General features: G+C 40.3%; 13 protein-coding genes. 10 read left to right on the top strand and 3 right to left on the bottom strand.

Annotated elements, in window-relative coordinates; translation table 11 throughout:
- Positions 1-317: 317 nt before the first annotated feature.
- From BUB08_RS19300 to BUB08_RS19285, 4 genes are all read left to right on the top strand, one after another.
- Complete coding sequence (locus BUB08_RS19300) at positions 318-1,508, top strand: FecR family protein (RefSeq protein WP_073003568.1); 1,191 nt, start codon at positions 318-320, stop codon at positions 1,506-1,508.
- A gap of 174 nt (positions 1,509-1,682) precedes the next feature.
- On the top strand, positions 1,683-5,093 hold the full coding sequence (locus tag BUB08_RS19295; RefSeq protein WP_175550050.1) for a TonB-dependent receptor: 3,411 nt from the start codon (positions 1,683-1,685) through the stop codon (positions 5,091-5,093).
- 28 nt (positions 5,094-5,121) lie between these two features.
- Complete coding sequence (locus BUB08_RS19290; protein ID WP_073003567.1) at positions 5,122-6,882, top strand: RagB/SusD family nutrient uptake outer membrane protein; 1,761 nt, start codon at positions 5,122-5,124, stop codon at positions 6,880-6,882.
- 63 nt (positions 6,883-6,945) lie between these two features.
- The gene (locus BUB08_RS19285) at positions 6,946-7,881 is read left to right on the top strand and encodes a sugar phosphate isomerase/epimerase family protein (protein WP_073003566.1); all 936 of its coding nucleotides are present in this window, start codon (positions 6,946-6,948) and stop codon (positions 7,879-7,881) included.
- A 76-nt stretch (positions 7,882-7,957) separates the two neighbouring features.
- On the opposite strand, the gene BUB08_RS19280 is transcribed toward BUB08_RS19285, so the two are convergent.
- Both BUB08_RS19280 and BUB08_RS19275 read right to left on the bottom strand, forming a co-directional pair.
- A complete protein-coding gene (locus BUB08_RS19280) occupies positions 7,958-9,721 on the bottom strand; it encodes a DUF6057 family protein (protein ID WP_139249803.1) in 1,764 nt (587 codons plus the stop codon).
- Entirely contained in the window at positions 9,714-11,282 is a 1,569-nt protein-coding gene (locus BUB08_RS19275) for a TolB family protein (RefSeq protein WP_175550049.1), read from the bottom strand. Before BUB08_RS19275 ends, BUB08_RS19280 begins: the two co-directional genes overlap by 8 nt.
- Positions 11,283-11,624: 342 nt before the next feature.
- Here BUB08_RS19275 and BUB08_RS19270 point away from each other — a divergent pair, with 342 nt between their 5' ends.
- From BUB08_RS19270 to pckA, 4 genes are all read left to right on the top strand, one after another.
- Positions 11,625-14,282 carry an alpha-L-rhamnosidase gene (locus BUB08_RS19270; protein WP_073003563.1) on the top strand — a complete coding sequence of 886 codons (2,658 nt, stop codon included), beginning with the start codon at positions 11,625-11,627 and terminating at the stop codon, positions 14,280-14,282.
- 126 nt (positions 14,283-14,408) lie between these two features.
- Positions 14,409-15,095 carry a lysoplasmalogenase gene (locus BUB08_RS19265; protein ID WP_083570882.1) on the top strand — a complete coding sequence of 229 codons (687 nt, stop codon included), beginning with the start codon at positions 14,409-14,411 and terminating at the stop codon, positions 15,093-15,095.
- A gap of 86 nt (positions 15,096-15,181) precedes the next feature.
- Positions 15,182-16,402, top strand: coding sequence for a glycosyltransferase WbsX family protein (locus BUB08_RS19260; protein ID WP_073003561.1), 1,221 nt, complete (start codon positions 15,182-15,184; stop codon positions 16,400-16,402).
- A 398-nt stretch (positions 16,403-16,800) separates the two neighbouring features.
- Entirely contained in the window at positions 16,801-18,408 is a 1,608-nt protein-coding gene (gene pckA, locus BUB08_RS19255; protein ID WP_073003560.1) for a phosphoenolpyruvate carboxykinase (ATP), read from the top strand.
- 119 nt (positions 18,409-18,527) lie between these two features.
- Here the strand turns inward: pckA and BUB08_RS19250 are convergent, their stop codons facing one another.
- Complete coding sequence (locus BUB08_RS19250) at positions 18,528-19,454, bottom strand: ketopantoate reductase family protein (RefSeq protein ID WP_073003559.1); 927 nt, start codon at positions 19,452-19,454, stop codon at positions 18,528-18,530.
- A 411-nt stretch (positions 19,455-19,865) separates the two neighbouring features.
- On the opposite strand from BUB08_RS19250, the gene BUB08_RS19240 reads away from it, so the two are divergent.
- Complete coding sequence (locus BUB08_RS19240; protein WP_073003557.1) at positions 19,866-20,306, top strand: Hsp20/alpha crystallin family protein; 441 nt, start codon at positions 19,866-19,868, stop codon at positions 20,304-20,306.
- Between the two features lie 188 nt (positions 20,307-20,494).
- A complete protein-coding gene (locus BUB08_RS19235; RefSeq protein WP_073003556.1) occupies positions 20,495-21,490 on the top strand; it encodes an AAA family ATPase in 996 nt (331 codons plus the stop codon).
- Positions 21,491-21,516 lie beyond the last annotated feature (26 nt).

Raw genomic sequence — 21,516 nt, 5'->3', positions numbered from 1 at the left:
ACAAGATAAAATTTTTCTTTTCCAAAACCCTTGTGTTTTTGGGAGGGCCTTGGAAAAGAAAAATTATAGAATGACACAGTTAATTGAACAGACCCATTTAAATTTAATTCAGGCGTTTTTACACTGTTTGAATTAGTAGCTTAAATAGTGCTATTTGCTTCATTGTCTGAAAGTTTTTTCAGCCACCCTGTTTAAATGTTTAACCCTGCTTTGTGATGTGTTATAGAACATACAATGTGTTTGTCCCCTTTTTGTCATTTGTTTCTCTTGTTATTAAAGTTATAAAAGGGGCAATAGAAAATAATCAAATCGAATAGATGAATATATATGATCAAATAATTGACAATCCTCTTTTCTTTAAGTGGGTTTTTAATCCTTCAGAGGAACTTGATTCGTACTGGCGATTTTATATGGAGAAGAATCCCGAGTACGTAAATGCAATTATTGATTTAAAAGAACAACTGGGAAAGTATTGTAAATACCAAAAAGAAGAAATTGCCGAACCTCAAAAAGAGGCGTTGAAAATGCGCATTGTTCACATGCTGAATACGGTAGATCGCAAGCGTAGCAGAACTCGTTTTTTTCGGAATGCAATGCGCTATGCTGCTATTTCTTTGATGTTTTTTGCAATAGGCGGAGGTTTGGTTTACTACTATATGGAGCGTAATTTACCTCAGGTGATTATTGACAATGCAACTGTAACTCCTCCTGTGGAACAACCTGTGCTTATTTTGGGTAACCGAGGACAAGTTTCCCTGAACCAGGGAGAATCGCAACTGGAATACTCTGTTGATGGTAATATTCGGGTTAATAACGAGAAAACAATTGAAGGGAGTGATAATAATTCTGTGCCTGAAATAAACACTCTTGTTACACCTTATGGTAGTCGTACCGCAATAAAACTATCCGATGGTTCAAAAGTTTGGCTCAATGCAGGAAGTAAGCTTATTTACCCGTCACGTTTTGTGGATAAAACACGGGAAGTTTTTTTGATAGGTGAGGCTTTCTTTGATGTTAGTAGAAATGAAAAGCAACCTTTTGCTGTGAGGACGGGCGAAATTAAAATTGAGGTTCTGGGAACAAAATTTAATGTAAATGCATATCCTGAAGATTCTGCGGTGCAAACGGTATTAGCCGAAGGAAGTGTGATAATTAAAAATTTTGGGTACAAGAAGAAGAAAGAGGAAATCCTTTTAGAACCGGGAATGCTTGCCTACTATAGTAAAAAGACGAGGCAAACAAAAACAAAAAGTGTGAATGTTGATGAATATGTTCTATGGACTGAAGGATTGTTCAGCTTTACAAACACTGATTTGAACCGTATTATAAAGAAATTGGAGCGTTATTACAATGTGCATTTTCAATTTAGTGATCCGTTTAACGGTGGTATCAAAGTTTCCGGTAAACTTGATGTAACCAAAGAGCGTAAAGAGGTATTTGAGTATTTGCAAAGATTAACAGGATTACAAATTATCGAAGTTGATAGAAAACACTATGTAATAAAATAGAAATAAAATCCCGGAGGATGCTGGCACATCTCCCGGGGTGATTTAAATAAACACTAAATAATTAGTATTCATTCTAAACTGTTCAAAATTATGAAAATTTTTTGTCTAATCTGTTTTCCTTTCAGGAGAACCCTAAAAAAGTGGGGGCGAATTATGCGATTAACATTGTTTTTAATGATTGGCTTTCTCTTTACAGCTAGTGCCAACAGCTATTCACAAAACACACGGTTAAGTGTCAAACTAAACGACGGAACCGTTGCTGAACTTATGAAGTATGTGGAAAAACATAGCGATTTTGTTTTTCTGTATAAGAATGAGGACTTGGACATGGATAAGAGAATTACCATCGATATGAAAGATGCTACTATTCAGCAGGTTTTGGATGCTGGGTTTAAGAATCAGAATGTTGGATGGGATGTATATGACCGACAAATTGTTGTTCACGGGAAAGAAGCAAAGGTTTTGTCTGATAGAATAACACAACAATCTTCGATTGGCGGTGTGGTTACTGATAAAAGCGGGCTGCCGCTTCCCGGAGTAACAATTATGGTTGCAGGTACTACTGTTGGTACAGTTACTGATGCTGACGGAAAGTTTTCTTTAGCCATTCCAGACGACGCAGAAACACTTCAGTTTTCTTTTGTTGGTATGCGCACAGTTGAGGTTAGTATCGATGATCGAACCATCTTTTCTGTAGTGATGGAGGAAGAAGCAATTGGCCTGGAAGAAGTTGTTGCCATTGGTTATGCTACACGAAAGGCAGGCGAATTGACCGGTTCTGTTTCAACAGTGCAGTCTTCTACAATTGAAGAAATGGCAGTTGTTACTCCCGCCGAAGTGTTGCGGACAGCTTCTGGTGTTTCTGTTAGAAGTTCAAATACTCCAGGTGGAGGTGCAACTGTTCGTATTCGTGGGCTCGGAACAATTAACGATAACGATCCTTTGTGGGTAGTAGACGGAATTCCGGGAGGAGAAGTGAATCCTAATAATATTGAGTCAATTTCTATCTTGAAAGATGCTGCAGCGCAAGCTATTTACGGAGCTAGAGCTGCTGGTGGTGTAATATTAGTCACCACGAAGAGTGGAAAGAAAAAGCAAAAAGCTCAAATATCGGTTAGCGTAAGAAGTGGTATTTCAAAGAACTCGAATTATTATGATATGTTGAATACCCAAGAGTATGGTGAGATGCTTTGGCTTCAAGCCAAAAACGATGGAATTGCTAATTACAGTCATCCTTTGTACGGAGACGGAGACAAACCGGACATTCCGGAATACATTAGACCCGCAAGAGCTACAGACGTAGACTTAAGTTTATATGATGATAAAATGATCCATGAAGACGGAACGGATACGTACCTGATCATGAAAGCAAATAAGGAAGGAACTGACTGGTTGAGGGAAGCCTCCCGGAGTGCATCATATGTTGAATCTACAGTTGATTTAAATGGAGGGAGCGATAATACAACGTATTCATTTCAGATGGGTTACTTAAAAGAAGAAGGAATCTTGAAATGGACAGGCTATAACAGGTATAATCTTCGCTCAAATGTAACCTCTGATTTGACGAGTTGGCTGCAAATAGGTGAGAGATTAGGAATCACTTATAGCGAAAGCGAAGGGCATCATGAAAATCATAGTGAAAGTTCTGCCGTTTCTTGGGCCTACCGAATGCAGCCCATTATTCCTGTTCATGATGTTGCAGGCAATTATGCCGGGACAAGGGCTGAAGGTACCGGAAATGCACAAAACCCATTGTTCATTCTGGATTCAAATAAGAATGACCTGAGAAAACGAATGAACATTAATGGTAATGTGTTTTTGAAATTGAATCTTTTCGAACAACTTTCATTTCGCACGTTGTTCGGCGTAAACCATACCTCATTTCATAACAGAGATCTGGGATTTGTTGAAAAAGCACACGCTGAAAGGGGAAAATATGACTCGCTAACAGAAACAGCAAGATATTATATGCAGTGGAACTGGACAAATACAATTGAATACTCTGATGTTTTTGATGACGTACATAACATTTCTGCTATTGTTGGTTCTGAAGCTATTGATAATAATTACAATTTTATAGAGGCGTCGAGATCTGAATTCTTCTCGAAAGACATTAATTACATGCAGGTTGCTACAGGGTTGCAGAGTATTAATAATGATGGTAATAATTCATCTTGGGCTTTGTTCTCGTTATTTGCTCGTGTAAATTATTCATATGCAAGTAAATATTTGTTTGAAGGAGTTGTTAGGCGTGACGGATCATCTCGTTTTGGAAGCGAAAACCCGTATGGTATTTTTCCTGCATTTTCTGTTGGTTGGAGAATAACAGAGGAAAGTTTTATGGCCCCTTCCGCAAGTTGGTTGAACGAGTTGAAAATTAGAGCCGGTTATGGCGAAACAGGGAACGACAGGATAGGGAATTACAATAGCTACACCAATTTTGGATTGAGCTATGCTGACTCATTTTATCCAATAGACGGCGCAAATGTTACAACGGGTACCACCGGTTTTTACCAGACATCGTTTGGTAACCCTAACGTAAAATGGGAAACAACCCAAACTACCAACATCGGTTTTGACGGAACTTTGTTTAAAAACATTGACTTTTCTCTCGACCTGTGGAAAAGAAGAACTTCTGATATGCTTTACCCAAAACAGATTCCGATGGTTCTTGGGCAGGCCGATGCTCCGTCTGTTAATGTTGGAGAGATGAAGAACGTTGGGATTGATTTCGAATTAGGTTACACTAATTCAGCTTTGAACGGAGAACTAAAGTATAATGTCGATTTTGATATTTCGACCTATAAAAATGAGATAGTTAAGCTTTCGGATGTTGATGGCGAATTTTTGACTGGAGATTCGCATCGTGAAATGGTATATACACGGGCAGAAACAGGAACTTCGTTTCCTGAGTTTTATGGATACGTAGTTGAAGGAATTTTCCAAAGTGAGGAAGAGGCAGCTGGTCATCCAACAGCTTTTGGCGAGGATGGGATTTACAATGAACCTGGACACTATAAATATAAAGATGTGAAGAAAGATGGTGTTATTAATTCAGACGACCGAACCTACATTGGCTCACCTCACCCTGATTTTACAACTGGCCTAAACCTGAATGTATCTTACAAAGGAATAAATCTGGTTACCTACTTGTATTGTAGCTATGGAAATGAGATGGTAAACTATGTTCGCAGATTTATTGATTATGCCCAGTTCCAGGGAGGGAAAAGCCATGACAGGTTATATAATTCGTGGGGAAGCCCTTATCTGAATGATAATTCAAAGGCTAAATTACCATTGGCGGAGACAGATGATAATGGTAGTCAGCAGCCTTCTACTGCTTTTGTCGAAGATGCTTCATATCTTAGAATGGAGCACTTAAGATTGGGGTATGACCTGAATAGGTTATTGAAAACCAACTTTAGGTCTCTTCAGTTATATGGTCAGGTAACTAATGTATTTACTATTACCGGTTATTCAGGATTAGATCCTGAAATTAGTAGAACAGGTAAAAACATGGGGATTGATACCGGAGCCTGGCCTACGCCTCGCCGGTTTATGATCGGATTAAGCCTTGGAATTTAATTTATGGTTAATTAAAAAATTCTTGAAAATGAAAAAGATACTAAAATACTCACTGATTTGTACGCTTCTGTTGTACATTGGTACTATATATTCTTGTAAAGATTTTTTGGAAAAAGAGCCTCCCGGAGCGGCTGCAGGTACAGTAATGGAATCTCCGGAAGGAGTTGAGTCGTTATTGATAGGAGCATATAGCACATTACAGGGTACCGGAAGGTTTGGCGGTGCAATGGCTACCGACTGGACTTATGGTGGAGGCGCTTCAGATGATTGCTATAAAGGTACTTCATCAGGCGATCAAAATAATTTTAATGATGTCGAAAAGTATGTGGTTCTTCCTACCAACGCGTATGTGTCAGATAGGTGGAAGGATTGTTATAATGGCGTTTCGCGTGCAAATGAAACGCTGAAATTTTTGAAGTTAACACAAAATGGGAGTAATCCACTCGAGGAGTCGAGGGCTAAAGAAGTTGAAAGTGAAGCAAAATATTTGAGAGCCTGGTTTCACTTTAAAGCAACTATTGTATTTAGAAATATTCCCTACATAAAAACGGCAGATGAGTTAGAAGAGGGCGTTTTACCGGAACAAATTCCGAATGATTCAGAAGGATGGGATGAAATTGAATCTGATTTGCAGTTTGCAATAGATAACCTGCCGGAAGAAAGTCCGATGGGAGAGGTTGGTAGAGTAAACAAGTATTCTGCTATCGCAATGAAAGCCAAAGTACACATGTACCAAAACGAATTGGGTCAGGCCAAACCGTTACTTGATGAAATTATTAGTAGTAACAAATATAAATTGGTTGATAACTATAACGACAATTTCGATATGACTACTGAAAATAATGAAGAGTCAATATTTGAAATTCAGGCGGGAACAAGTGGAGCAAATCATTCGTCAATGCTTTTGGCCGGACCGTGTATGCATCAATCAGGTCCTGCCGGAATTGGGTGGGGGTTTTACCAGCCGTCTCAAAATTTATTCGAAGCTTTTCAGGTAACAGAAGACGGGTTGCCCGTTCTTGATGTTGAGGCTAGAGATGTTTTAGAACATGATATGGGAGTTGGTAGTGCAGAAGAGTTTATTCCTACGGAACATTGGCTTGATCCAAGGGTTGATTGGACGATTTCAAGACGTGGCGTTGATTTTCTTGGTTGGGGAATCTGCGAAGGAAGGTCGTGGATTCGGGAACAGCCAAATGGTGGGCCATATATGACTAAAAAGTTTATGCACAAAGCAGCTAACCAGAGCTTAAACTCAAATGGAAGCGGATTTAATAATGGAAAGAACTTCCGCGCAATTCGTTATTCTCATATTTTGCTTTGGAGAGCAGAAGTTGCGGTTGAAGACGGGGAGTTGGATTATGCCCGTAAGCTTGTCAATAAAATCAGAGAACGTGCCCAAGGTAGCGACGTCGTTATGGGGCGTGTTTCAACGTATGTTTTCGACGGAAAAGCAGTGGATGTTGATTGGACTCAACCTGCCGCAAATTACAAAGTTGAGCCTTATCCAACAGGAGCAGATGCTTTTTCTTCTAAAGAAAAGGCAAGAAAAGCTGTTCGGTTGGAGCAACGGCTTGAGTTTGCAACTGAAGGTATGCGCTTTTTCGATTTGAGACGTTGGGGAATCGACGATGAAGTGTTGAACAACTATATTGATGAAGATTCTCAATTTAGAGCCTTTTTAAAGGATGTTGTGTATAATGCAACCAGAGCTTCATATTGGCCTTTGCCTCAGTCTCAGTTAGATATACAAAGTGGCGTTTTGAAACAAGATTCTAATTATGAATAGTTAATGCGAAGAAGCAAGAAGCACAACAAGACTTCTTGCTTCTTTTTTTTATAAACAGGTTTTATGGAAAAGAGAGAGTTTTTTAAAACGATGGGTTTGTTAACGGGAGGGGCAATGATTGGAGCTTTTAAGCCAGCATCGGCCGCTTCTTTGTTAAATAAAACTGCAATGGCAAATAAAAAAGTTGGGCTGCAAATTTATTCCCTGGGAAAAGAACTAACCAATGATGTGCCAGCCGGGTTGAATAGAATTGCGGAAATAGGTTATAGTACCATTGAATTGGCCGGTTATAGAGACCGTAAAATGGGAAAATACACCGTTGGAGAATATCGGAAATTAGCAGATGACGCAGGGCTGAAAATAACAGGGTCGCATGTTAATCCGCCTGTTAGAAAATACACCAATCAGAATTTAAATGAGATTTCTGATTTTTGGAAAGTAGTTGTCGAAGATCATGTGAAGTTGGGCGTGAAATCCCTTGTGCAACCGGGGATGCCGATAATTGAGTCACATGATGATGCTGCCATTGTTGCTGAAGTATTTAATACTGCAGGAGAAATTGCAAAGAAGGCTGGAATTTGCTGGGGATACCATAATCACCACATGGAATTTCAACGTGTTGCAACAGAAAAGCAAAAAAAGGAACAGAAGAATCCCTGGATTCCGGCAGGCGATGTAATTTATGATTTGTTGCTTGATAACACAGAGCCTTCGCTGGTCTTTTTTGAAATGGATGTATACTGGACGGTTATGGGACAGAACGACCCGGTAGAATATTTTGATAAATACGCAGGACGATTTCCGATTTTGCATATTAAAGATCGTTCTATTTTGGGTAAATCGGGGATGATGAACTTCGAAAATATTTTCAAGAAAGCATATGAGAATGGTCTCGACGAGTTTTATGTAGAGTTGGAAAATATCAGAGAAAATGTAACACAATTTGAAGGCGTAAAACAGTGTTTTAATTATTTAAATAGTGCCGATTTTGTAAGGTGACTATTAGAGCTGCCTCGCAAACTGCAAAGAGGATATGAAGGGATTAGCTTCGGTTGATCCCTTTTTTTATGGTATGCTATTGAAAATGGAAATAATACCAGAATGTATTTCCGAATTCTTTCTTCAAATAGGATTGTAACGATTTTTTGTCGTTTTTCAAACGAGTAAATGATGAAACATATTTTCTGAAGTTCTCCTGAGTTTTCTCACTTATGTTGTATTCTGATAAGTTGACGTTTTTTTTAGTGCTGTTTTGATAGGCCAAAATAGCTTCTTCTATGTGAGTTGGAAGTGCCTTGTAATCAGCTTTTTTGAATGCATCGATATTTCCAATTATAGAACTGACATCTTTTGTTAGTAAATACCATGCCATCTGATATTCAAGTGCTTGTGTGTTGTGAATGTTGTCTTTCAACATCAGCGGAATGTTGTTCTGAGGATCAGATACTTGTATGAAGAACTGATTTTTGGGCAGGTTTTCCATCCTTCTTTTGAACTCTGAATGCGACATGATCGACTTTGGATTTTCGAGTAACGCTTCCAGCTCTTTCCCTTCTTTCCGATAATTAAAGGTGTGTTTTAGCAGTCGAATGTATTTTTCTGCTCGTGCATAGTTCCCGTTTATTAGGTTTGTTTTGGCGAGCAAAGTAGTGTTTTGAGGTTTTGCTCCGTATACTATAAATTCTTCGTACGCCCAACGATGAGCTTCGTTTATTAGTCCTATTGAATAGAAAAAATGTGCTCCCCAGTTTAAATGCTCATTATCCCACGGCAATACGAGCGATTTAGGCCCGAAATCCTGTTGACCACAAAATAGTCTGTCGCATAACTGGTTTGTTTCTGAAAGCGCAATGTTGTAAAAAAATTGTCCTATTAGATTCCGCGACGGTTCATTTTCATGAAAGTCGATTACTTTATCCCACTTTTTCTCTGTAATTAACTTCTGCATTTTTATAACATTAATTACTTGTGGATTGTATAGCCTATACATAGCTGCAGACGTAAGTAGCAAAATAAATACTAGTGCTATTCCCTGAAAATATCTGAGTTTTGAAAGTGCTAGTTTTAATGCATTATTCTTTAATAATAACGGATGCAAGACAATGATTGCCCCCAATGAGAAAAGCAAAAGTTTGTATTCCTGAATGTCAAGAGTTGGAAGGGGAAATTTTAATATTTGGCTATATGGTTGTAAGAAAAAGTATTTCTGAAATGCAACTATAGTGATAACAGTCTCTAGTATGATTACGAGAAAGTAGCGCAATATTCCTCGTTTTTTTTGCTGAGTTAAACATAGTACGATACAGGTTCCGATGAATACTAAAGTATAAGCTCCTGCCACATACATAAATAACGGGAGCATAATAAGAGGAAGGTAGTATTTCTTCTTTTTATAGTGGTGAGTGGAAAAGAGAGAGTAAAGCAATATCGCGTTAATTCCAATGTTGTACTCCATGAAATGGTAATAAAATGTTTGCAGCAGCATCAATAAAGCAGTTGGAATGATGTATATGAAACCTGAGAATACGAAATGATCGGTATTCAGCTTTCTATCAATAGAATATAATAATACGGAAGGAAGAATTATGATTCCGGAGAGAATGAGAGAACCAATAAATTGGTTCATATATAGTTGAGTTAGTATTTTGCCTGCAAGCTCAAGAATTCCTCCTGGCTTTAATAAAAAAGGGATGAGGTATTCGGGAGTCCAAACTAGCAGGAAACTGTTTTCTTGAAATGCAAATATGTAATCTCCCAACCAATAATAGTATCCGAATATTAAAATATATCCAACTAAGAATAGTCTGTATCCAAATTTTATGTGCTTTATATTATTCATGAATTCCTTTTTCTAGGTGAGACCGCTTTGCTTCCTTATTCCTTTTTGTCCATTGTGGAATATTTTCTAAACCTTGTTCTTTTTTTGCTTTTTTGGCCGATTGTTTTACGGCTTTCTCGAAATTTCTGGAAGTTACATTAACCTTGTTCCTAACGAGTTCCGGAATGTTGAAGGATTCCAGCATGTGATTGTACAATGCCGGGTCTTTTTGTGGTAATGCAAACGGTTTCCCAATGGTTTCCCAGCTTTCGAAATAAGAAAAGAAGGGGACGGCAGCCCGTTTGTCTATACGTTTGCTACTAAAAACAATCCATTTTCCGTTTGAAGACCAACTGTGGTAACTCTCTGTTTCGTCACTATTTAACGCTAATTTTTTATGTTCCCCATTTTCAAGATTAATAAGATGTAAGTCAGCCTCTTTATGCCAAATAGGGAACGTGCCAAAATCAGTAACAGTAATTATTGCGTATTTTCCGTCCGGAGAAATTCTAGGGAAAGACACACTTTTATTTATTGCCGCAGCGTCGAAGATGAGCTCCGGCTCTTTGAAACTTTTGTCTTTTATATTAAACGCCCTTCTTTTTAAGTTGTAATGAATGTTTTCAATGTCAGTTGCATCTACTGCAAGATTAACCGAGTCGCAAAATGTTGCGTCACAGTAATATAAATACTTGCCATCAGGAGACCACGACGGGAATGTTTGTAGGGGAGTAGCTGTATTCGTATCGGTGATGTTTGTGATTTCATTGCTGCTTCTGTCATACAGAATTAATGATGAAATAAGGTCATAAACCTCAATGCTTTTACTTCTTTGAGAATAAAAATTTTGCCGGACCTGATTGGAAGAGAAAGCGACAAACTCTCCGCTGGGATGCCAGGTAGGATAGGTGGCACTCCCCGGCATCGCATCTGTCTTTAAATCGTGTCTGGAAAGTTTATCTTTATCCATAAAGTAGGTTCCTCCATGCGAACCTCGTATATGAATTAAGAATTGGTCGCCATTGTTTTGGTTAAAAGCATGACAGTTAATACAGTTTTTGTTAATCGTTTGATTTTCTAATAGTGAGTGTGTTTTGAAGTTTTCCAGGGATCTCTGAACAATTTTTATTTCTGACCAATTATAGTATCCGGGATGTATTAAACGATAAACAAGATACGAGTCAATTTCTTCTTTAACGATGTTGATATGAAAAGGGGCGAATTTTTTTAATTCACGGTTATTTTCTTTGGTGAAAACTTCTACTTTTATTCTGCCGTCTGTATTGTCTGTTAGAATTTTTTTCCACTTAGAAATAGGTATTTTTATTTTTCCATTTGATGAAGTAATTCTTATTTGAGAATTATTTTCTCCGGTGAGTTTTACCTGAAAGAAAGCACCTGGCTCATCTATAACAAAATTTAACGGAGCCATATTGACAGGAACGGTTACTTCTTTGTAATCGGGTGTAATGGATGGTGTTCTTCTTATGAGCGTTGCATTTTCTTCGTTAAAAGCATGGCATGCCACCATCAATATTGAAATTAGTAATATGGTCAGGAATCTGTTTATATGAATGTTCATAACGCTTATTATCATAATAATTAGGGAGAGTAAAACTACGAAAAGCATTACTCATTAGCAAAGATTAGAAGTACTATTTAAAGCCGTATTTAAACTCTTGTTCGCGAGGTTCTGAGTGATTAGTTTTCTTGAAATGTATACTTTTTTGCAATGGTTTCAAACTGGGTTTGTGTTAATAGTCCCGTATTTTATGATTAAGAAGATTTTGTTTTAAATTCCTCAAATATTTCTGCTTATATTTATAACTCATACTGTATTGTTTATCTCTGTTGATACATTGATGGATTTGTCAGTCGATTAATTATGTACATTATTACTGCTTTCACTAAATAAATCTATACTATGAACCGATACTCTCTCTTCCTTTTTTTCCTGGTGTTTTTATTTGTTTCCGGTTGCGGCTCAAAAAGCAACCTGAGTTTGTATAATCTTAAATGCGAAGGGCTGACCAATCCTTTGGGTATTGACAAAACAACTCCACGTTTCAGTTGGAAAATCAGTAGTACAGAAAATGGAACTGTGCAGAAAGCCTTTCAGATACTCGTTGCAAGCGAGCTTTCGGAATTAACTGAAAAACAGGCGGATTTTTGGAATTCCGGAAAAATAGAGTCGGGCTCATCGCTGTTTGTTTCGTATGGCGGAAAGCGGCTGAGTCCCGGAGTTGCTGCCTTTTGGAAAGTGCGTGTTTGGGATGAGCAGGGAAATGTTTCTCCGTGGAGCGAGCCGGCAAAATTCGGAATCGGTTTGTTGACTCCTGACGACTGGCAGGCTCAATACATTGCGTTTAATACTGAGAACGGCTACCGCGAATGTCCGCTATTGCATAAAGATTTTGATGTTGCAAAGGCAAATTCGCGTTTTATTCTTCATGTAAATTCTTTAGGATACCACGAGGTGTATGTCAACGGGAAAAAGGCGGGAAGCGGTGTGCTTGCGCCGGCAGTTTCGCAATTTGGCAAAAGGTCGTTAATCAATACTTACGATGTAACCGGGTTGCTAAAAGACGGGAAAAATCATTTGATGCTCTGGCTCGGAAGCGGATGGTACACCGATGGATTGCCAGGAGTAGCCAATAACGGCCCGGTAGTAAGGGCACAACTGGAGAAAGTGAAAAGTGGAAGGCGCGAAGTTGTTGTAGGTACTGATTCGTCGTGGCAGGGTAGAATAAGCAGCTACACCAGGCATGGAGATTGGCGCCCGGACAGGTTCGGTGGCGAAATTGTTGATGGCTTGCTGGTGCAGAATAATCCCGGGATTGATGTTCCTACAGATGGCTGGCAGCCGGTGTCGCAGATAAATATTCCTGCACACGAGGCAACTCCCCAAATGACAGAGAAGAACACTATTCGGGATACTATAAAACCGGCCCAAATAACTCAACTTGCTGCCGATACATTTTTAGTTGACATGGGAACAAACCTCACCGGCTGGCTGGAAATGCGTTTCCCTCCGTTGGAAAAATCACAAACAGTGAAAATGGAATACTGCGATCATTTGGTCGACGGAAAATTTAATGACCGAAATCAATACGACGAGTATATCGCCTCGGCAGAAGGGCAGGAGGTGTTTGTGAATAAGTTCAACTACCACGGGTTTCGCTATGTTCGGGTTACCGGACTAAAACAGATGCCGGATGCAGAGTCCGTTCGCGCATACCTGGTGCATACCGATTACGAGTTGGCTTCGGGGTTTGAATGTTCCGATTCTGATTTGAATCAGATTCACGACATGCTGTTTTATACACTTCGTTGCCTGAGCCTGGGTGGGGATTTGGTTGACTGCCCGCAGATAGAGCGGCTTGGATACGGTGGCGATGGAAATGCTTCTACTGTGACAGCACAAACGATGCTTAACCTGGGGCCGTTATATAATAACTGGCTGCAAGCCTGGGCTGATGCAATGCGCGAAGATGGCGGAATGCCTCACACTGCCCCCAATCCTTACCGGGCGGGTGGCGGCCCTTACTGGTGTGGCTTTATTATTACTGCCTCCTGGAATACTTATTTGAATTATGGCGATACTTTGTTGCTCAAAAAATACTATCCCGTTATGCAAAAGTGGTTGGGATATGTTGAAAATTATTCTGTTGATGGCTTATTGAAACGCTGGCCTGATACAGATTATCGCGGCTGGTATCTGGGCGACTGGGCAACGCCCGAAGGCATCGAGCAGACCGCCGAGGCCTCGGTTGATGTGGTGAATAACTCTTTTGTTGCGGTTTGTTTCGATAATATGGAACGAATTGCCAACGTGCTGGAAAAACCGGAGGATGCAGAAATGTATAGGGCAATGAAAGAGCAATTGCAACAAAAAATTCACGAAGTATATTTTAACGAGGATAACAACACATACGGCACCGGAACACAAATTGACCTGGCCTACCCGATGATAGCCGGCGTTGTTCCTTCAGGTAAAGCCGATGAGGTTGAAAGGGCGTTGCTTTACGAAACAGACGTAAACAGGAACGGCCATTTTGCCTGCGGGCTCGTGGGGCTCCCGGTAATCACAGAGTGGGCAGTAAAAAGCGAATCGCCCGATTTTATGTATTCCATGTTGAAAAAGCGCGACTACCCCGGTTTTTTGTACATGCTCGATAACGGGGCAACAACTACCTGGGAGCACTGGAATGGCGCCCGCAGCCGCATTCATAATTGTTACAACGGAATTGGCTCCTGGTTTTATCAGGGCATTGGCGGAATTCGTTCTGCTGAAAATGTTCCTGCATACAGAAAAGTAGTCATCCAGCCGCAAATCCCAAATGGGATAACCTGGGCAAATACATTTCAGGAAACGCCGTTCGGGACGCTTTCCGTAAACTGGAAAAACGAAAACGGAATTCTGGAAATGAACCTCAAAATTCCGGTTGGCATGGAAGCTGACGTCGTCGTTCCTGACGGTGTGGATAAGTGCATGCTGAACGGTGCCGAAAAACAGCTTCACCACGGAGAAAGGGCGGTGGCATTAAAAAGTGGGATGTATCAACTCAGCTACAAAAATTAGATGCCATGGTCGCTGACGATTCCGAAATGTTGTGACTGCGCGCCTACTGTTCTGCCAAAAATTAGTAAAATTGTAGCCGATCGATAGGTGGCCGAAATAAAATCAAACAATAAACTGCATTAAAACATGTCGAATTTTGTAATGGAAATTAAAAAGAACAGTATTTATCTGGTTCTGTTACTGCCTTTTTTGCTGGCTGTTATGGCGCTGAATGGTTTTGGTTTTTTCTTTAAATCCGGAAGCGCAGGCGCCGGCATTCTCATTGTTCTGTGGCTTTGGTTCAGGCAGTTGAAAGCCCGAAAAGATGTGTGGATGATTTTTGTGGCATTTGCTTTTTCTATTGGTGGCGACTGGTTTATGTCAAACAGAAATGGCGACATGGATATGTTTATCTCCGGGATTGCCCTGTTTTTTGTGGCACACATCGGTTATCTCGGTTATGCACTGTTAAACGGAAAGGTGAAATGGACGTTTACTGCAATTGTTCTTGCCGGCTACCTGGTGTTTTTTACGTGTAAGTTGCTGCCTTCAATAAACCATGGCGTTTTGATGTTTGCCGCACTGGTTTACTTAATTATTTCCTGTTTGTCGATGGGGGCAGCAGTAGGGATTGATGCCAAACCTGCGGAAAAGTGGTCGTACGTTTTTGGCATTTTTCTGGTTCTGTTTTCCGACACCATCATTGCATTTAGTGAGTTTGCCGGATATACAGAATTGAATTTTCTGATTTTGCCAACTTACTATTTGGCTCACATTTCGGTTACTTTTTCACTCATCGCCAGAAAAATTAGTTATAATCCCGTCATTGAATAACAAATAAAAATTTGCCGGGTGTTTGCTCGTTTTTTTATGGAACAAGAAAACATTCAGGTAAAAGATAAATAAAAACCAACAAAAAAATGAATCGTTTAAAAGACAAGTTAAGTTATTTAAAAGCAGGCGCACTTTTGTTCGCATTTGGCGTGTTATCGTGCAGCCAGCCAAAGCAGGAGGTTAAGCCGGCAAGTGCTGAACCCGATTATTATGTGGCAGCATACGTATGGCCATCGTGCCATCACGACGAGCGTTTTGGAGATATGCTGTGGCCCGACGGCACCGGCGAGTGGGAAGTGATTAAAAAGGGAAATCCGCGTTTCGACGGGCATTACCAGCCGCGCCAGCCGCTCTGGGGTTACGGAATGGACAACGACCCGGCAGTGGTAGAAAAATGGATTGATGCGGCAGTTGACCATGGTGTGAATGTTTTTGTTTACGACTGGTACTGGTTCGACGGCGGCCCGTTTCTGGAAAGTGCCCTCAACGATGGTTTTCTTAAAGCAAAAAATAATTCTAAAATGCAGTTCTACATCATGTGGGCCAATCACGATGTGAAAAGAAACTACTGGAATGTGCATAAGTTTGCCGACGATAATTCCATTATGTGGAATGGCGCTGTTGACTGGGATAATTTTAAGATTATTGTTGACAGGGTGATAAATCAGTATTTTAAGCAGCCCAATTATTTTAAAATTGACGGGATGCCAGTGTTCTCTATTTTTAGTGTGGGCAAATTGCTCGAGAGCTTCGACGGGAGTGTGGAAGAAGCCCGCAAAGCGCTGGACTATTTCAGGGAAGAAGTAAAAAAAGCCGGTTTTCCGGGGTTGCACATTCAATGGAACCAGGGTGGCGGCTCAATCATGTCGAAGGAGGCAGCAGCGCGGTTTACTGACAATGTGGATGCCATGGGTTTTAACAGTGTTGCCATGTACAACATGGGCGGATTAACAGAAGATTACATCGCATACGGAACGAACTCCAGGAACATCAGGGCGCAGATGGATTCTATTTTAGATGTTCCGTTGTTCCCCTGTGTGTCTGTCGGTTGGGACGATACGCCACGGTTTCCGGCAAAGGGTATAAAAGACGTGGTTCATTATCACAATACCCCCGAAAGTTTTGCCGCGTTGCTTTATCAGGCCAAAAAATATGCCGACAGTCATCCTGAGCAGCCCAAACTAATTACAATAAATGCTTGGAACGAATGGGTTGAAGGAAGTTACCTGCTGCCCGATATGTTAAATGGTTACGGTTACTTGAATGCCGTAAAAAGGGTAATTAAAGAAGATTACAATCCGTACTAGTCTAAATTTTTTTATATGCACTTAGCGCTTCCGAAATAATACTGTTTGTCATTTGCGCATCATCCCCGGCTGGGGAAGGTGAGCTGGTAAACGTGTTTTTTCGCACAAAGCAGAAAGAAGAACGTTCGGTTTTCTTTCTGCTTTTTTCATTTCTGACGTAAAACAATCGACTGAATTTATAACCGCGTTTTTGTAGAATGCAAAACCTCTGATTGGAATCTTTTCGGGCGCCTGTTTTGCATATCCTGCCTTTTTCGAGTTTGTTAAGATAACGTTTAATCGACTGCCAAAACAGGCCGAATCCAGTGGTTTACCCCCTCTAAGCAGAAAAATATTCTAATTTTGTAAACCGGAATATTCAGAATTTTCAGTTACATAAAGTTAATTATTAGGTAGTTATGAAAAATTTAGATTTAACAAAGTACGGAATTCACGACGTACAGGAAATTGTACACAACCCTTCTTACGAACAGTTATTTGAAGAAGAGATGAACCCGAATCTTGAAGGTTTCGAAAAAGGACAACTTACAGAACTGGGTGCAGTGAATGTAATGACCGGAATTTTTACCGGACGTTCACCTAAAGATAAATACATCGTAAAAGATGACACTACAAAAGATACAATGTGGTGGACATCTCCGGAATCTCCAAACGACAATAAACCTGTTTCTACTAAAGTTTGGAACGAACTTAAAGAAACAACTGTAAAACAGCTTTCAGGTAAAAGATTATTCGTAATGGATACTTTCTGCGGCGCTAACCACGACACCCGTTTGAAAGTTCGTTTTATCGTAGAAGTTCCATGGCAGGCACACTTCGTAAAAAACATGTTCATCCGTCCTACTGAAGAAGAATTGGCAGAATACGGTGAACCTGATTTCGTTTCTTTGAACGCATCAAAAACAACCAACCCGAATTGGAAAGAACAAGGCTTGCACTCAGAAGTTTACACTGTTTTCAACCTTACTGAAAAAATGCACGTAGTTGGTGGTACATGGTACGGTGGCGAAATGAAAAAAGGTATGTTCGCTATGATGAATTATTACCTGCCTCTTAGAGGAATGGCTGCAATGCACTGCTCTGCTAACGTTGGTAAAGATGGTGATGTTGCTATTTTCTTCGGCCTTTCAGGAACAGGTAAAACTACCCTGTCTACTGACCCGAATCGCCAGTTGATTGGTGATGACGAACACGGTTGGGATGACGAAGGTGTATTCAACTTCGAAGGTGGTTGTTACGCAAAAACAATCAACCTGGATAAAGAAGCAGAACCAGAAATTTACGGTGCCATCAAACGTGACGCATTGTTAGAAAACGTTACTGTTGACGAAAACGGTAAAATTGATTTCACTGACGGTTCTACAACTCAGAACACTCGTGTTTCTTACCCAATTTATCACATCGAAAACATCGTAAAACCGGTTTCAAAAGCTGGTCACGCTAAAAAAGTAATTTTCCTTACTGCTGATGCATTTGGTGTACTTCCTCCGGTTGCAAAACTTACTCCGGAACAAACTAAATATCACTTCCTGTCAGGATTTACTGCAAAATTAGCCGGAACAGAACGTGGCGTTACAACTCCACAGCCTACTTTCTCAGCTTGTTTTGGTGCAGCATTCCTTTCTCTTCACCCAACTAAATACGGCGAAGAATTAGTGAAAAAAATGGAAGAACACGGAGCTGAAGCTTACCTGGTAAATACAGGATGGAACGGAACCGGCAAACGTATCTCTATTAAAGATACCCGTGGTATTATCAACGCAATTCTTGACGGTTCCATCGAAGGTGCTCCTACTAAAAACCTTCCGATTTTCAACCTTGAAGTTCCTACCGAATTGAAAGGTGTTGCTACAGACATTCTTGATCCGCGCGATACTTATGCAAACGTTGCTGATTGGGATGAAAAAGCAAAAGACCTTGCTGCCCGTTTTATTAAAAACTTCGTTAAATATACTGATAACGAAGAAGGTAAAGCATTGGTTGCTGCTGGTCCTCAGCTTGGATAACAAGATAAAATCATAATGCTTTAAAGGCCTCGTTCGAAAGGACGGGGCTTTTTTATGGGATAATGCCCGGTTGCAAAAGTTGTTTGTTGCTTCCGGGCGTTTGTTTCGAAAAAGAACCGCTACTGCTTCCGCGCTTTAATTTCCATGGGCAGGATGCAGTTGTACACAAATTTGTTGACCGGTGTTTCCACGCTGTGTTTTTCGCCAAGCTTTACAACTGTCCCGTTCTGGTATTCAATTTCCGAAGGTTTTCCTTCCCATACATCGCGGGTGAGCGACGATGTGGAGTCGTAGGGGAGCTTGTCAATGAGCTGAACCGTTTTATCTACATAATCCGCTTCAATGTTTATGTTCATTTTTTGTGACAGCAAATGAATCTCGTTGAAAAGGTCGATCATCATTCGTCGGGTTTCCTGCAGCTCCCGTAGTTCGCCGTAAGTGGTTTTGGTAACCGCCAGCAACCCGCTCACGCAAATCATAATGAATTTTCGCCACAGCTCGGCCTCAATATCCATTGTAATTTCCGAATGGATTCTGGCTTTGTCGAAAACGGTTTTAATGTGGTGCAGCCGTTCAGTGTCTGTTTTGTTCAGCTCGCCAAATATTATTTTTGGCGCGGGCACCCCAAAATGGTCGATTACTCCGGGTGCTTCAATTTTGCTGATAATACGGCACAAGCCTCCAATGATGTGTTTTTTGTCGATGCTCACAGATAGCTCGTCGGCAGTTACCACGCCGTTTTGCAGGGGAAGAATTACGGTGTCGGAATGAATCAGAAATTTTAATTGTTCCCGTATGTCTTTCACCTGCCATGCTTTTAAACCGATCATCACCAAATCAACCGTACCGATTTCCGATATTTTGTCGGTCGCTTTTACTTTTGGTAGATGAAAATCACCGAGGATACTTTTTACAAAAAGCCCGTTTTTTTGCATTGCTTCGAGGTGTTTTCCCCGCGCCAGAAAAGTAACGTCAACACCGGCGTCGGCCAGTTTGCCTCCAAAATATCCTCCAACTCCCCCGGTTCCAATTATTGCTATTTTCATCAGATTATTGTTTTTTGATTTGTATTTCTTTTGAGCTAATTCCCTAAAAGCCAGATTTCATCCTTTTGTTTTTCAAATTCGAAAACTACAAAGCTAACATTCCGCCGAAATTTCCAATAACCGAACAAACAGGTGCAGTTGTTGCCTGTTTTTTTATGTCTGAATTATTGGGGTGTCAGCTTCTTGTTGAGCTGCAAATGGTAGCTGTTTTTTGCGATTCTGCCTTGCTGAAAAATTGTCAGTTGCTATTATTTTGAATGCCAGATGATTTTTGTTTGTTGGTTTTATTTTGGCTGACGTTCAGGCATTTGAGTGGAAAAAATGACACGTTTTTTGCTCTGGTATTTTGTTTGCAATAAGGGTAATCGAATTTGAAAATAAAGTTGAACAATTTAAATGGAGGATTTAGTCATGACACTTGCAAAAAGATCAGAAAATGTTTTACCGTCGTTCTTCGACAGGTTTTTCAACAGCGATTTGATGGACTGGAACCTTAATAATTTTTCGGATGTAAACACAACGTTACCGGCTGTTAATGTAAAAGAAACTGATGACGATTACATTCTGGAAGTTGCAGCTCCGGGGATGAGTAAAAAAGATTTTAAAATTAATTTCCAGAACAATGTGTTAACCATCTCTTCGGAAAAACAACAGGAAAAGAAAGAAAAAGAAGATAATTACACCCGGAGGGAATTTAGCTATCAGTCGTTCCAGCGTTCATTCACTGTGCCGCACCACGATGTAGACAGCGATAAAATCAGCGCCGCATACGGCGATGGTATTCTGAGTGTAAAACTTCCTAAACGGGAAGAAGCAAAACCAAAACCGGCAAAAGAAATTAAAATTTCATAGCTGATAAAGGAAGGCAGAATGGCTCTGTCTTCCTTTTTTTATGCCTTTTCCCATACAGAGGCTTAATATATTTTAACAGAATATAAAAGTTTTTTACTTTGCAATCGTTTAAATTCGTGCACTCAGAAAATGACAGTAATTTGTCAGATTCTAAAAAACCGAAATCATTAAGAATTCAAAAGTAAAATATGAATCAAACGGTGGATATTAAAGAACTGAACGAACGGATACAACAGGAAAGTTCGTTTGTTGACATGGTTACCATGGAGATGAATAAAGTGATAATCGGGCAAAAACACCTGGTTGAAAGTTTGCTTATTGGATTACTTTCAAACGGGCATATTTTGCTGGAAGGTGTTCCAGGGCTGGCAAAAACGTTGGCCATTAAATCGCTTGCAAGTACCATCTCCGCAAAGTTTGCGCGTATTCAGTTTACGCCCGACCTGCTTCCGGCCGACTTGCTCGGAACCATGATTTACAGTCAGAAAAAAGAAGAGTTTTCCATTAAAAAAGGGCCGATTTTTGCCAACTTCATTTTGGCTGATGAAATTAACCGTGCTCCTGCAAAAGTGCAGTCAGCACTGCTCGAAGCCATGCAGGAACGCCAGGTTACCATCAGCGATACTACGTTTAAGCTGGAAGAACCGTTTTTGGTAATGGCGACGCAAAACCCAATCGAACAGGAGGGAACTTACCCGCTGCCCGAAGCGCAGGTCGACCGTTTTATGCTGAAAGTGGTGATTAATTATCCCAACAAAGAAGAAGAACGGCAGATTATTAGTCAGAACCTGTTAAAACAGTTTCCTGAAACAAAGGCAATTTTAAAGCCCGAAGATATTATTAAAGCCCGCGATGTGGTAAAAGATGTTTACATCGACGAGAAAATTCAAAAATACATCGTCGATATTGTTTTTGCTACCCGCGAACCGGAACAGTATCAACTGGAAAAATACCAGGAAATGATTTCCTACGGGGCATCGCCCAGGGCCGGAATTAGTCTGGCACAGGCCGCAAAAGCCTATGCGTTTATTAAACGCCGGGGATACGTAATTCCTGAGGATGTTCGTGCTGTATCGCGCGATGTTTTGCGCCACCGTATCGGACTGAGCTACGAAGCTGAAGCAAATAATATTACCTCGGAAGAAATTATTGCAGACATTTTGAATACGGTGGAAGTACCTTAATGCAGTTGAGGTTACAAATTGAGTGT

Origin of the sequence: Mariniphaga anaerophila (assembly GCF_900129025.1) — a bacterium.
In the GTDB taxonomy this organism is placed as follows: domain Bacteria; phylum Bacteroidota; class Bacteroidia; order Bacteroidales; family Prolixibacteraceae; genus Mariniphaga; species Mariniphaga anaerophila.
This window is presented reverse-complemented; position numbering and strand designations above follow the sequence as displayed.